General features: G+C 72.6%; 12 protein-coding genes. 8 read left to right on the forward strand and 4 right to left on the reverse strand.

What is annotated here, in order from left to right:
- Position 1: 1 nt before the first annotated feature.
- Positions 2–664, reverse strand: a complete 663-nt coding sequence (locus CD790_RS01135; RefSeq protein WP_144381029.1) for an MOSC domain-containing protein — start codon at positions 662–664, stop codon at positions 2–4.
- 80 nt (positions 665–744) lie between these two features.
- Here CD790_RS01135 and CD790_RS01140 point away from each other — a divergent pair, with 80 nt between their 5' ends.
- On the forward strand, positions 745–1,668 hold the full coding sequence (locus CD790_RS01140) for a LysR family transcriptional regulator (protein WP_144381031.1): 924 nt from the start codon (positions 745–747) through the stop codon (positions 1,666–1,668).
- Positions 1,669–2,119: 451 nt separating this feature from the next.
- Here the strand turns inward: CD790_RS01140 and CD790_RS01145 are convergent, their stop codons facing one another.
- Positions 2,120–2,437: a WhiB family transcriptional regulator gene (locus CD790_RS01145; protein ID WP_144381033.1), complete on the reverse strand. Its 318-nt coding sequence runs from the start codon at positions 2,435–2,437 to the stop codon at positions 2,120–2,122.
- A gap of 388 nt (positions 2,438–2,825) precedes the next feature.
- On the opposite strand from CD790_RS01145, the gene CD790_RS01150 reads away from it, so the two are divergent.
- From CD790_RS01150 to CD790_RS34355, 5 genes are all read left to right on the forward strand, one after another.
- Positions 2,826–3,437, forward strand: coding sequence for a response regulator transcription factor (locus CD790_RS01150; protein ID WP_003948568.1), 612 nt, complete (start codon positions 2,826–2,828; stop codon positions 3,435–3,437).
- Between the two features lie 354 nt (positions 3,438–3,791).
- Positions 3,792–4,367, forward strand: coding sequence for a sigma-70 family RNA polymerase sigma factor (locus tag CD790_RS01155; protein WP_144381035.1), 576 nt, complete (start codon positions 3,792–3,794; stop codon positions 4,365–4,367).
- Between the two features lie 132 nt (positions 4,368–4,499).
- A complete protein-coding gene (guaB, locus tag CD790_RS01160) occupies positions 4,500–6,002 on the forward strand; it encodes an IMP dehydrogenase (protein WP_144381037.1) in 1,503 nt (500 codons plus the stop codon).
- A 128-nt stretch (positions 6,003–6,130) separates the two neighbouring features.
- The gene (locus tag CD790_RS01165) at positions 6,131–7,258 is read left to right on the forward strand and encodes a GuaB3 family IMP dehydrogenase-related protein (RefSeq protein ID WP_144381039.1); all 1,128 of its coding nucleotides are present in this window, start codon (positions 6,131–6,133) and stop codon (positions 7,256–7,258) included.
- 325 nt (positions 7,259–7,583) lie between these two features.
- Positions 7,584–7,724 carry a hypothetical protein gene (locus tag CD790_RS34355; protein ID WP_186318824.1) on the forward strand — a complete coding sequence of 47 codons (141 nt, stop codon included), beginning with the start codon at positions 7,584–7,586 and terminating at the stop codon, positions 7,722–7,724.
- A 60-nt stretch (positions 7,725–7,784) separates the two neighbouring features.
- On the opposite strand, the gene CD790_RS01170 is transcribed toward CD790_RS34355, so the two are convergent.
- Positions 7,785–8,438: a hypothetical protein gene (locus CD790_RS01170; protein ID WP_144381041.1), complete on the reverse strand. Its 654-nt coding sequence runs from the start codon at positions 8,436–8,438 to the stop codon at positions 7,785–7,787.
- 290 nt (positions 8,439–8,728) lie between these two features.
- Positions 8,729–8,950 carry a hypothetical protein gene (locus tag CD790_RS01175; protein WP_260867257.1) on the reverse strand — a complete coding sequence of 74 codons (222 nt, stop codon included), beginning with the start codon at positions 8,948–8,950 and terminating at the stop codon, positions 8,729–8,731.
- A 91-nt stretch (positions 8,951–9,041) separates the two neighbouring features.
- On the opposite strand from CD790_RS01175, the gene CD790_RS01180 reads away from it, so the two are divergent.
- Positions 9,042–10,196, forward strand: coding sequence for a rod shape-determining protein (locus tag CD790_RS01180; protein WP_144381043.1), 1,155 nt, complete (start codon positions 9,042–9,044; stop codon positions 10,194–10,196).
- A gap of 310 nt (positions 10,197–10,506) precedes the next feature.
- Entirely contained in the window at positions 10,507–12,678 is a 2,172-nt protein-coding gene (locus CD790_RS01185) for a DUF6049 family protein (protein ID WP_144381044.1), read from the forward strand.
- The last annotated feature ends 35 nt before the right edge of the window (positions 12,679–12,713 follow it).

Consider the following 12,713-nt stretch of genomic DNA (forward strand, 5'->3'; position numbering starts at 1 on the left):
GTCAGGAGCCCTGTTTGGCCACGTAGGCCAGCGCCTTGCGCCGCGCTTCGGGGTGCAGCGCGTCGCCGGCCGCCAGCACGCGCGGCAGCAGCGTGCGCTCGGTGGTGGTGGCGCGGAAGAGGAAGGAGACCGTCACCTCGTGCTCCGGCCGGTGCACGATCTCGATCGGATCGCCGGCGGAGATCTCGCCCTGCTGGATCACCCGCAGGTAGGCGCCGGGCGCGGCGGCCTCGGTGAACCGCTTGATCCACCCCTGCTGGCCCAGCCAGCCGGCGAAGGTGCGGCACGGGACGCGCGCCGAGCTGACCTCCAGGACCAGCTCCCGGCCGACGCGCCACCGCTCGCCGATCCGCGCGCCGTTCACGTCCACTCCGGCCGTGGTGAGGTTCTCCCCGAAGACGCCGCCCGGCAGCTCGCGCCCCAGCTCCCGCTCCCAGGTGTCCAGGTCCTCACGGGCGAAGGCGTAGACGGCCTGGTCGTCGCCGCCGTGGTGGCGCAGGTCGCCGATCTCGTCCCCCGCGAGCCCGCTGCCCGCGACCCCCTTGGGGCCCGGGGCCGAGACCGCCACCGGGCCGGGCGCCGGACGCTTGTCGATGCCGGTGAAGGCGGCGTCGGTGTAGTCGGGGGAGCGCGGGTGGGCCAGGTTCACCGAAAGCAGCTGCATGCCCGCACGTTAGTCCGAACCGGGCCAAAGCGGCGAGCTGTATTTTCCCCAGCGCCCCAAGAGGTGCTTATGCTCGAAGCATGATCGAGGCACGTCATCTGCGGGTGTTGCGCTCCGTGGCCGTCACCGGTTCCTTCTCGGCCGCCGCGCGTGAGCTGGGCTGCACCCAGCCCGCCGTCAGCCAGCAGATGCGGGCTCTGGAGCAGTCCGCGGGCACTCCGCTGCTCATCCGGACCGGCCGTGAGATGCGGCTGACCGAGGCGGGCGAGGCGCTGGTGCGGCATGCGACCGGCATCCTCGCCGGGCTGACCGCCGCCGAGGAGGAGGTCGCGGCGATCGCCGGGCTGCGCGCCGGCCGGGTGCGGCTGGTCTCCTTCCCCAGCGGCAGCTCCACCCTGGTGCCCACCGCGCTGGCCGAGCTGCGCGCGGCCCACCCCGGCACCCGGGTCTCGCTGGTGGAGGCCGAGCCGCCGCGCTCGGTGGAGATGCTCCGCGCGGGCGACTGCGAGGTGGCGCTGGCCTTCCGCTACCCCACGCTGCCCGGCGCGGTCCCCGGAACCGAGGTGGCCGCGGAAGCCGAGTGGGACGACCTGGCGGTGCGCCCGCTGCTCGGCGACCGGCTGGTCGGCGTCGTCCCGGAGGGCCACCGGCTGGCCGGGGCGGGGACCGTGGGCTTCCCCGAGCTGGAGAGCGAGCCGTGGATCGCGGGCTGCCCGCGCTGCCGGCGCCACCTGGTGAAGATCTGCGAGAGCGCGGGCTTCACCCCCCGCATCGACTTCGCGACGGACGACGTGCCGGCGGTGGTCGGCCTGGTGGCGGCGGGGCTCGGGGTGGCGGTGCTGCCCGAGCTGGCGCTGGAATCCGTACGGATGAAGGGGACCGCCACCGTCCAGGTGGAGCCCGCGGTGCGGCGCGAGGTGGTGGCGCTGACGCTGCCGGACCTGGCCCGGGTGCCGGCGGTCGTGGCGACCCTGGACCGACTGGAGCACGCGGCGCGCCGCTGACCCGGCGCGCCGAGCGCGCCCCGCGAGGTGCCGTGACGGCCGTCGACCGGCCGCGGGGCCGTTGCGGCGGGTCGTGCTCGCGCGGCGGAGCCGTGCACAGCGGGCCGCGGGGCCGTGGTGGCTGGTCGTGCCCGCGCGGCGGAGCCGTGCACCCCGCTGGGCCTCGGCCGTACGCGGCCATGGCGGCCCCGGGCAGGGGCCGATCGACCGGCCGGCTTCCGGCGCCGGACGCGCGGCTGGCGGGTCGCTGGGGACGGGTAGCCGCATACGGGGGCCGGATGCGGGTGGCCGCTGGTGGGCGCGGATCGTGGGCTGCGGCTGCGGCTGCGGCTGCGGCTGCGGGTGTCCGGGTACGGGCGGGGTCTTCCGGGTACGGGCGGGGTCTCCGGAGCGGTGACGGCAGGTCGGGGCGTCAGGGGCGTCAGGCGGCACCAGGCGGCGTCGGGCGGCGTCAGTGGTGCGCCGCGGTGCCCGACGCCGCGATGGCGCGGTGGCGTGCGCGCCCCATCAGCTCTTCACGCTCGTCCTCGGTGAGTCCGCCCCACACGCCGTAGGGCTCCCGCACCGCCAGGGCATGGGCCGCGCACTGCGCGCGCACCGGGCAGCGCATGCAGACCTCCTTGGCCGACGCTTCGCGAGCGCTGCGGGCCGCGCCGCGCTCACCTTCGGGGTGGAAGAACAGCGAACTGTCGACCCCGCGGCAGGCGGCCAGGAGCTGCCAGTCCCACAGGTCTGCGTTGGGACCGGGAAGGCGGGAGAAATCGGCCATTGCTTCGTATCCCCTCGTTGCGATCTCGTGTGGACGCAGTGCTCATGACCGTACATCTGATGTGTAAGCAGATGAAAATATGACTCATTGCGAATGTAGCCACACATCGCGTCAGATTGGAAGCAAAGTCGCCAAATGCCACCGAACAGGGCATGACGTCCGAAGAGGACGGCCCGCGCGATGAAGCTGCTCTGTGACGGCGCCCTCACGTAGAGTGTCGAAGGTGGCCGCCGAACCCGTAACTCTTTCGGGTGACCGTCGTTGAGAGGGCGGAGGCGGTTGATGAATAAAGCTCTCGGACGGATGTCCGAGGCGGTCAATCGCTCAGGTGACGATACGTACCAGCCTGGAGGCTCAAGGTGACGCGCATCAGCTGCGGAGGACGGCCATGACATCCGTCCTCGTCTGCGACGACTCCCCGCTTGCCCGAGAGGCGCTGCGCCGCGCGGTCGCGACCGTGCCCGGCGTCGAGCGTGTGACGACGGCGGCCAACGGCGAGGAAGTCCTCCGCCGCTGGGGCGCCGACCGCTCGGACCTCATTCTGATGGACGTACGGATGCCCGGCCTCGGCGGCGTCGAGACCGTGCGCCGACTGCTGTCCGCCGACCCCGGCGCCCGGATCATCATGCTCACGGTCGCCGAGGACCTGGACGGGGTGGCGCTCGCCGTCGCCGCCGGCGCCCGCGGCTATCTGCACAAGGACGCGTCCCGGGCCGAGCTGCGCGCCACCGTGACCCAGGCGCTGGCCGACCCGACCTGGCGACTGGCCCCGCGCCGGCTGCGCTCGGCGGAGATGGGCGCGGCGCCCACCCTCACCGCGCGTGAGATCCAGGTGCTGGAGGGGATGAGCCACGGCCGGTCGAACGCGGAGATCGGGCGCGAGCTCTTCCTCTCCGAGGACACCGTGAAAACGCACGCCAGGCGGCTGTTCAAGAAGCTCGGCGCCTCGGACCGGGCGCACGCGGTGGCGCTGGGCTTCCGCTGGGGCCTGGTGCGCTGATCGCGGTGCGGCGCCGGCACCGCGCCGGCGCCGGACGCCGAAACCTCACGGGATGCCGCATCCTTAGAGGTGTGACTCCTCCCCGGCTGAGACCGAGGCTCCTCGCTCGGTCAGATGAGACCTCACGACGGACAGGCCGTGTCCTCAGGTGCCCCAAGGCGCGGGCGCGAGCCATCGGTGCACCGGTCATCGGTGTCGGTGCACCGGCCATCGGTGGAGTCGTGGGCGCGGGGTGGGTATACCCGAAAGGGGGAGGCACGGGACGTGAGTGCGAAAACACCGACACGTAACGGTTCGGTGCACAACTACGAGGGCGGTGCCGTGGACCGCGTGGCGCCAAGGCACCATGGACCGATGCGCGACGAGGAGAACCAGGCCATCGGCGCCCTCGTACGACGCGCCGTCGAGGGCGACGAGCGTGCCATGCACGATCTGCTCGCCCACGTTCACCCGCTCGCCCAGCGCTACTGCCGCACCCGCCTGTCGCGGCTGCCGGGCGATGCCCGCCACTTCGTGGACGATCTCGCGCAGGAGGTCTGCCTGGCGGTGCTGTGCGCGCTGCCGCGCTACCGCGACACCGGCCGCCCCTTCGACGCCTTCGTCGTCGCCATCGCCGCGCACAAGGTCGCCGATCTACAGCGGGCCGCGATGCGCCACCCCGGCTCCACCGCCGTGCCCTCGGACGAGATGCCGGAGCAGCCGGACGACTCGCTGGGCCCCGAGGAGCGCGCGCTGCTGAGCAGCGACGCCGAGTGGGCCCGGAAGCTGCTGGCGAACCTGCCGGAGAACCAGCGCGAGCTGGTGCTGCTGCGGGTCGCGGTCGGGCTGACCGCCGAGGAGACCGGGCAGATGCTGGGGATGTCCCCGGGCGCGGTGCGGGTGGCCCAGCACCGGGCGCTGAGCAGGCTCAGGGCGCTCGCCGAGCAGTAGTGAAGGCGGTGGAGTGCGGGTGTTCCGTACGAACCTCCAAGTGATGCGGCCCTCAGTGGTCGTGGAATGGGACACCTGAGAAGCCCGTTAGCATGGGAGTCCTCGCTGGGGCAAGAGCATGGGAAGGGTGTCATGACTGACAACGTCGACGGAGTGCCTGAGAAGTTCGCGATGCTCGGGCTGACGTACGACGATGTGCTGCTGCTGCCGGGCGCCTCCGAGGTGCTGCCGAACGCGGTCGACACCTCGTCCAAGGTCACCCGCAACGTCCGGGTCAACATCCCGCTGCTGTCCGCCGCCATGGACAAGGTCACCGAGGCCCGCATGGCCATCGCCATGGCCCGGCAGGGCGGCGTGGGCGTGCTGCACCGCAATCTGTCCATCGAGGACCAGGCCAACCAGGTGGACCTGGTCAAGCGTTCCGAGTCCGGCATGGTCAGCGACCCGATCACGGTGCGCCCGGACGCCACGCTGCACGAGGCGGACGCGCTATGCGCGAAGTTCCGCATCAGCGGCGTCCCGGTGACCGACGAGTCCGGCAAGCTGCTGGGCATCGTCACCAACCGCGACATGGCCTTCGAGCTGGACCGGGGCCGCCAGGTCCGCGAGGTCATGACCCCGATGCCGCTGGTCACCGGCAAGGTCGGGATCTCCGGCGAGGACGCGATGCAGCTGCTCCGTCGCCACAAGATCGAGAAGCTGCCGCTGGTCGACGACTCCGGCGTGCTCAAGGGCCTGATCACGGTCAAGGACTTCGTCAAGGCCGAGAAGTACCCGAACGCGGCGAAGGACGCCGACGGCCGACTGATCGTGGGCGCCGCGGTGGGCGTCGGCGACGAGGCGTACGACCGCGCCCAGGCGCTGGTCGAGGCCGGGGCCGACTTCCTCGTCGTGGACAGCGCGCACGGCCACAGCCGGGGCATCCTCGACATGATCGCCAAGGTCAAGTCCAACATCAACGTCGATGTGGTCGGCGGCAACGTCGCCACCCGCGACGGCGCCCAGGCGCTGATCGACGCCGGCGTGGACGGCGTCAAGGTCGGCGTCGGCCCGGGCTCGATCTGCACCACCCGCGTGGTCGCCGGCATCGGCGTGCCCCAGGTGACGGCGATCTACGAGGCCGCGCAGGCGTGCCTGGCGGCCGGCGTGCCGCTGATCGGCGACGGCGGCCTCCAGTACTCCGGCGACATCGCCAAGGCGATCGCCGCCGGCGCCGACACGGTCATGCTGGGCAGCCTGCTCGCCGGCTGTGAGGAGACGCCGGGCGAGATGGTCTTCATCAACGGCAAGCAGTTCAAGTCCTACCGGGGCATGGGCTCGCTGGGCGCGATGCAGTCGCGCGGCCAGGCCCGCTCCTTCTCGAAGGACCGCTACTTCCAGGACAACGTCCTCTCCGAGGACAAGCTGGTGCCCGAGGGCATCGAGGGCCAGGTGCCCTACCGTGGCCCGCTGGGCTCCGTCGCCCACCAGCTCATCGGCGGCCTGCGCGCCTCCATGGGCTACGTCGGCTCGGCCACCGTCCCGGAGCTGAAGGAGAAGGGCCGCTTCGTCCGGATCACCGCGGCCGGGCTCAAGGAGAGCCACCCGCACGACATCCAGATGACGGTGGAGGCGCCGAACTACTCCCGCCGGTAGGAGCGCGGGGCGCGAGGAGTGCGCAACGCGTTTGAGGGAGCCCGCGACCGCCAGGCCGCGGGCTCCGCCGTGTCGCGGACGCGTGTCGGGGATACTGGAACGGCATACGTAGAGGGAAAGGCCACAACGTGACTGAGATCGAGATCGGGCGCGGCAAGCGCGGCCGCAGGGCGTACGCGTTCGACGACATCGCCGTCGTGCCGAGTCGTCGTACCCGGGACCCGAAGGAGGTCTCGATCGCCTGGCAGATTGACGCCTACCGCTTCGAGCTGCCCTTCCTCGCCGCTCCCATGGACTCCGTCGTCTCGCCGCAGACCGCGATCCGCATCGGCGAGCTGGGCGGCCTCGGGGTGCTGAACCTCGAGGGCCTGTGGACCCGGTACGAGGACCCGGAGCCGCTGCTCGCGGAGATCGCCGAGCTGGACGAGCGCACCGCGACCCGCCGGATGCAGGAGCTCTACGCCGAGCCGATCAAGGAAGAGCTGATCGGACAGCGGATCAAGGAGGTGCGCGACGCGGGCGTCGTCACCGCCGCCGCGCTCTCCCCGCAGCGCACCGCGCAGTTCTCCAAGGCCGTCGTCGACGCGGGCGTGGACATCTTCGTCATCCGCGGCACCACGGTCTCCGCCGAGCACGTCTCGGGCGCCGCCGAGCCGCTCAACCTGAAGCAGTTCATCTACGAGCTCGACGTCCCGGTGATCGTCGGCGGCTGCGCCACCTACACCGCGGCCCTGCACCTGATGCGCACCGGCGCGGCCGGCGTCCTGGTCGGCTTCGGCGGCGGCGCCGCGCACACCACCCGTAACGTCCTGGGCATCCAGGTCCCGATGGCCACGGCGGTGGCGGACGTCGCCGCGGCCCGTCGCGACTACCTGGACGAGTCCGGCGGTCGCTACGTCCACGTCATCGCCGACGGCGGCGTGGGCTGGTCCGGCGACCTGCCCAAGGCGATCGCCTGCGGCGCCGACGCGGTCATGATGGGCTCCCCGCTCGCCCGGGCCACCGACGCGCCGGGCCGCGGCCACCACTGGGGCATGGAGGCCGTCCACGAGGACGTGCCGCGCGGCAAGCGGATGAACCTGGGTGCGGTCGGCACGACGGAGGAGATCCTCCTCGGCCCCTCCCACACCCCGGACGGCTCCATGAACTTCTTCGGCGCCCTGCGCCGCGCCATGGCCACCACCGGCTACAGCGACCTGAAGGAGTTCCAGCGGGTCGAGGTGACGGTGGCGCCGTCGCAGCACGACCAGCGGTGACGTGACGCCGCGCGCTGTGCGGTAGCCGGTTTGCGCTGAGTGGCACGAAGGGCCCCGACCTCGGATGGTCGGGGCCCTTCGTCCGTTGTGGCTGATTTTCGCCGTGCGTACTGGTGTGCGGAACGGCTTCTCTGTACGGTCCCGCAAGTTGATCTTGAAGGCTGCGGGGCTTGGTCCCGCGTGACGTACGGGGGTCCGTATGAAGAGGGTGCTCGCCGGGTTCGTGGGTACTGCTGCGCTGGTCGGAGGGATGCTTACGCTGGCTTCTCCGGCGCAGGCCAGTACCAATGACTGTGAGGGGTTCCTGCGGAATCACGGTTACGTCGTGAAGTCCAAGGTGCGGTTGGCCTGTAAGAAGGGTGAGCCGGGCGGGGGCATACCGAAGATGCTGTGCCGGATCGAACTCAAGGACCTCGGCGTCAAGAAGCGTCACGCAGAGCTCGCTTGCGATCTGGCAAGCGCGTAATGCATGCGCGAGGGCCTCGACCGCGCCGCGGTCGAGGCCCTCGTGGTGCGAGTCGCGTTATCAGTCCGCGATCTTCTTGGCGGCGCCGAAGGCGGCCACCGGGGCCAGGGCCATGAAGATCCAGGTGATGGCGTCGGCGTCTTCCTTCCAGGCGTCGAAGAGGCCCTCGTCGCCCGGGCCGCCGAAGAGGGGCGAGTTGAAGTGCTCGAAGAAGACCTCGGTCGCCGAGGGCGCTTCCTTGCCCATCATCTTGAGCTCTTCCTCGTGGTTGCCCAGGAAGTCGGCGACGACCATGGCGTAACCGAAGAGCTCACCGATGAAGACGCCCACGAACGCCAGAACCGCGCCGACCGCCCACAGGCCCGTGTTGCGACCGCCGAACTTGGCAACCGCGGCGCCGACGAGCGCACCCACGGCGACACCCGCGTACGCGAACTGCGTGATCTCGGGCTCCCGGCCGTCGGTGTCGGCCATGGCGCTCAGCAGGAACGCGTACAGGAGCCCACCCACCAGGGCGGCGACCACGGCGGCGCCGATGGCGACGGCCGGGTTGCCCTGGCGGCCGGCCGGCGGCGGGGGCGGCGGGAAGCCGCCGCCGTACTGCGGCTGGGGAGCGCCGTACTGGGGCTGGGGAGCGGTGGGCTGCTGCGGGTAGCCGTAGCCGGGCTGGGGCTGCTGCGGCGGCTGCCCAGGCTGCTGCCAGTTCTGGCTCATGACGAAATCCCCCGGGGATGAAGGTGATGGAACCGCGCTCCGGGGATGTGCATCTTCTTGGAGCGCGGCGGAAAACAGAGCCACAACGTAACAGGAGGCCATGACAACCAGACAAGTCGATTCGGCGTCCGTGACATGCCTGGGACCGGACGGATACACGTCCGGTGACTATCCGTCCGCAATATGCGGATACGGGCGCTCTGTTCGGCCGTCCTATTCGGCGATCCGCTTGGCGGCGAGGAAACCCTCTGCCCCTGCAACGCGGTAGAAGGTGATGTCGTTCCGGCCCATTACCTCGTCTCGCTGAACGGGTCCGCCGGCAACGGGGCGCGGCCGTCCGGCTTGTGGCGGGTGGCGCTGACCAACAGCCCGATGCACAGGGCCCAGTAGCTGAGCTCCAGTGCGCGGTCGCCGGCCTTACCCTGGAGGAAGCCGAACACCAGAGCGCCGAGGAGTGCGGCTGCCGCGCCTGCCGCGATTCCGCGGCGGGTCCGCGTCGCGGACATGATCATGAACGCACGCTAGCAGCGGTCGGATGGATCCGTGGCCGAGGGTCACGGGTGGCGATGGATAAGAATCGGGCATAAGAGATAATGTCAACTTATGGCGCAAAGTAAGTCGTTCACTGGACGAGACATGGGCATCGACCTCGGCACCGCGAACACGCTGGTGTATGTGCGAGGGAAGGGGGTCGTGCTCAACGAGCCGTCCGTCGTGGCGGTCGACGCGATTGACGGCAGTGTCCTCTCCGTCGGCTCCGACGCGAAGGAAACCATAGGCCGCACCCCGTCGAATATCGTGGCGGTCCGTCCGCTACGCGACGGTGTCATAGCGGACTTCGAAATCGCCGAACGCATGTTGCGGCACTTCATCAAGAAGGTGACGGGGAATCGGCTTTTCGCGCGGCCCCGCGTCGTGGTCTGCGTGCCCTCCGGTATCACCGGTGTCGAGCGCCGCGCGGTCATCGAGGCCGCCACCCAGGCCGGCGCCCGCCAGGTGCACCTCATCGAGGAGCCGATGGCCGCCGCCATCGGCGCCGGACTGCCCGTCAGCGAGCCCACCGGCTGCATGGTGGTCGACATCGGCGGCGGCACCACCGAAGTCGCCGTCATCTCGCTGGGCGGCATCGTCACCGCCCGCTCCGTGCGCACCGCCGGCGACGCCATGGACGCCGCCATCATGACGTACGTCAAGAAGCAGTACGCGATGGCCATCGGCGAACGCACCGCCGAGGAAATCAAGATGAACATCGGCTCGGCCGCGCCCACCGCCTCCTGGCTCGCCGCCGGGCTGGCGAGCAAGTCCGGGACCAAGCACATCGAGCTGCCCAAGGCCGACGGCGAAGGCGACTCGGAGCAGACGCAGGCGCTGAAGCCGCCGGAGCGGTGCACGGTGCGCGGCCGTGACCACGTCAGCGGGCTGCCCAAGCTGCTCGAACTCACCGCCGACGAGGTCCGGCACGCGCTGACCGAACCGGTCGACGCCATCGTGGCGGCGGTGCGCGCCACCCTGGACGAGACCCCGCCGGAGCTCTCCGGCGACATCATGGACCGCGGCATCGTGCTGACCGGCGGCGGCGCCCTGCTCCGGGGCCTGGACTCGCGGCTCAGCCGCGAGCTGGACATCCCGGTGCTGATCGCCGACGACCCGCTCGACTGCGTGGCCGTCGGCACCGGCCGCTGTGTGGAGAACTTCGCCGCCCTGCGGACCGTCCTGGACGCGCACGCGCGGACGGCGGGGATCGCCTCCGTGCGGTGACGCCTGGCGGCCAGGCGCCCGGCGGGGGAGCGCCGTGACGGGCCGTCGATCGTCCGCGGGCCCGTCGCGGCTGGTCGCGCCCACGCGGCGGCCGCCGCGGTGAACCGCGGCCCGCGCCCCTTCCGGGCCCGCCGGACCGCGGCCGGCTCGGAGGGGGCCGTGCCGTCGCCGCGCGAGACCTCGCGCGGCGTCACGCTCCTGGCGCCCGTACACGCCGCGTTTGACGTAGTCGGCGCGCGGGTCGGGCCTCGACTGGCCATGCTCGGTTGCGTACGGAGCGAAAGGGCGCGCGGGCGGCGAGGTGGTGGCGGTGGGCCGGGGCGGCGCGGGGTACGCGCGGGTGGTGGCGTGCGCCGCGCTGCTCGGCCTCCTGACGCTGCTGGTCGAGGCGGCGCACGCGCCGTGGGCCCCGCATCCGTCGGCGTCCGCGCGGGCGGACTATCCGGTGGCGCTCGGGCTCGACGCCGTCACCCCCGCCGTGCCGCGCGAGGGCGGGGAGCTCACCGTCGGCGGCACGCTCGCCAACTCCTCGGACCGGGACGTGACCGATGCGCACGTGGGGGTGCGCATCGGGACGGCGGGGGCGCTGGGCACCCGCGGGGACTTGGCGGCCGTGGCCGCCCGGGGTGAGCTGACGGAGGCCGACGGGGAGGAGGTCGCCGGGCACACCGCGCGGGTCGGCGCCCTCCGGGACCGGGACGAGGCCCGGTTCCGGCTCACTCTGCCGGTGGACGAACTGGGGCTGGAGAAGCCCGGCGCCTACGCCCTGACGGTGACGCTGACCGACGGCGAGGGGACCGTACGCGGCCTGGCCCGCACGTTTCTGCCCTGGTACCCGGGGGACGCGCCCGAGGCGCTGCCGCTGCGCACCACCGTGCTGTGGCCGCTCACCGACGTCCCGCACATGCAGGCCCTGGCGCTGGGCACCGGCGAGCGCGCCGAGCCGGTCTTCCGGGACGACGCGCTGGCCGCCTCGCTCGGGCCGGGCGGGCGGCTGCGGCGGCTGGTGGAGACCGGCGCCGGCCGGCCCGTCACCTGGGTCGTCGACCCCGATCTGATCGCCCAGGCGCGCGCCATGGTCGACGGCTACCGGGTCGCCCGTACGCCGGACACCACCGACCCACGGGACACTCGGGCCGGCGAGGGCGGCCAGGCGGCGGACGAGTGGCTGGCGGCGCTGCGGGAGGCGGTGCGCGGGCGGGAGGTGGTGGTGCTGCCCTACGCCGACCTGGACCTGGCCTCGCTCGCCCACAACGACGGCGCCCTGCCGGCGTCGTCCTGGCCCTCCGTGCGGCAGGGCGCGGCGCTGGTCGAGGGCGAGCTGGACGTCCGGGTGCGCGGGGGGCTGGGCTGGCCGGTGGCCGGCGCGCTGGACGACCGGATCACCGGGTTGGCCCGGCGGCTCGGTCTGCCCGCGCTCCTCACCTCGGGGGAGGGGCTGACCGGCGCGCCGACCAGCCCGTGGGGCGCCACCGACGACACCCCGGTCGCGCTCGGCGGCTCGCTCACCGCGCTGACCTACGACACCACCCTCCGGGGCCTGCTGGGCCGGCGCACCGGGCGGGTGCCCGCCCGGCAGCGGCTGCTGGCCGAGACCCTGACGGCCGTGGAGGAGGCGCCCAACGCGCGGCGCGGACTGGTCGTCGTGCCCCCGCGCGAGCTCGCCGGCACCCCCGCGCGGGCGCTCGCCGAGGCGTTGACGGAGGGGGAGCGGGCGGGCTGGCTGGAGCCGACCCGGCTCGACGCGGCGCTCGCGGACCCGACCCCGGCCGGCGCCGCGGGCTCGCCGGCGGACTATCCGCTCCCGCTGCGCGCCACCGAGCTGACGCCCCGCTATCTGCGGTCGGTCGCCCGGGACGAGCGGCGGCTGCACACGCTGGCCAAGGTGCTGTCCGAGGCCGAGGCCACGACCGGGGCGGTGCGGGCCGCGCTCGCCCGCGCGGTCTCCGTCGGCTGGCGCGGCGACCGCGCGGGGGCCCGTGCGTACGAGGAGGGCCTGTCCGGCTTCCTGGTCGCCTCCACGGAGTCGGTGCGGCTGGTGCCCAAGTCCACCGTGACGGTGGCCGGCGACTCCGCCACCATCCCGGTCACCGTGGAGAACGGCCTCCAGCAGGCGATCGACGGGGTCGAGGTGCGGGTGACCTCCGGCCGGCCCGAGCGGCTGAGCGTCGACAACGGCTCGGTGCCGGTACGGGTACCACGGGCGGCCAGCCGCACCGTACGGGTGGAGGTCCGCGCCCATGCCAACGGCCCGGTGCGGATGACCGCCCGCCTCTACACCACCGTCGACGGCCGCCCCTGGGGCGATCCGATCGGCTTCACCGCCGACGTCCGCGAGGTGGACTCGGGCGCGGTGATCATCGTTCTGGGCGGGCTGCTGCTGATCGTGCTGGCGGTGCTCTTCCAGCTCGGCCGCAGACGGCGTCGGAGGGCCCGGGAGCAGGCCGAGGGGGCGGGTGAGACGGGAGACGGGCCTGGCTGACCCCGCGCGGTGGGCGGGTGCCGGCGGCGCCCGCC

Source organism: Streptomyces sp. SAJ15 (assembly GCF_007595705.1).
GTDB lineage: Bacteria > Actinomycetota > Actinomycetes > Streptomycetales > Streptomycetaceae > Streptomyces.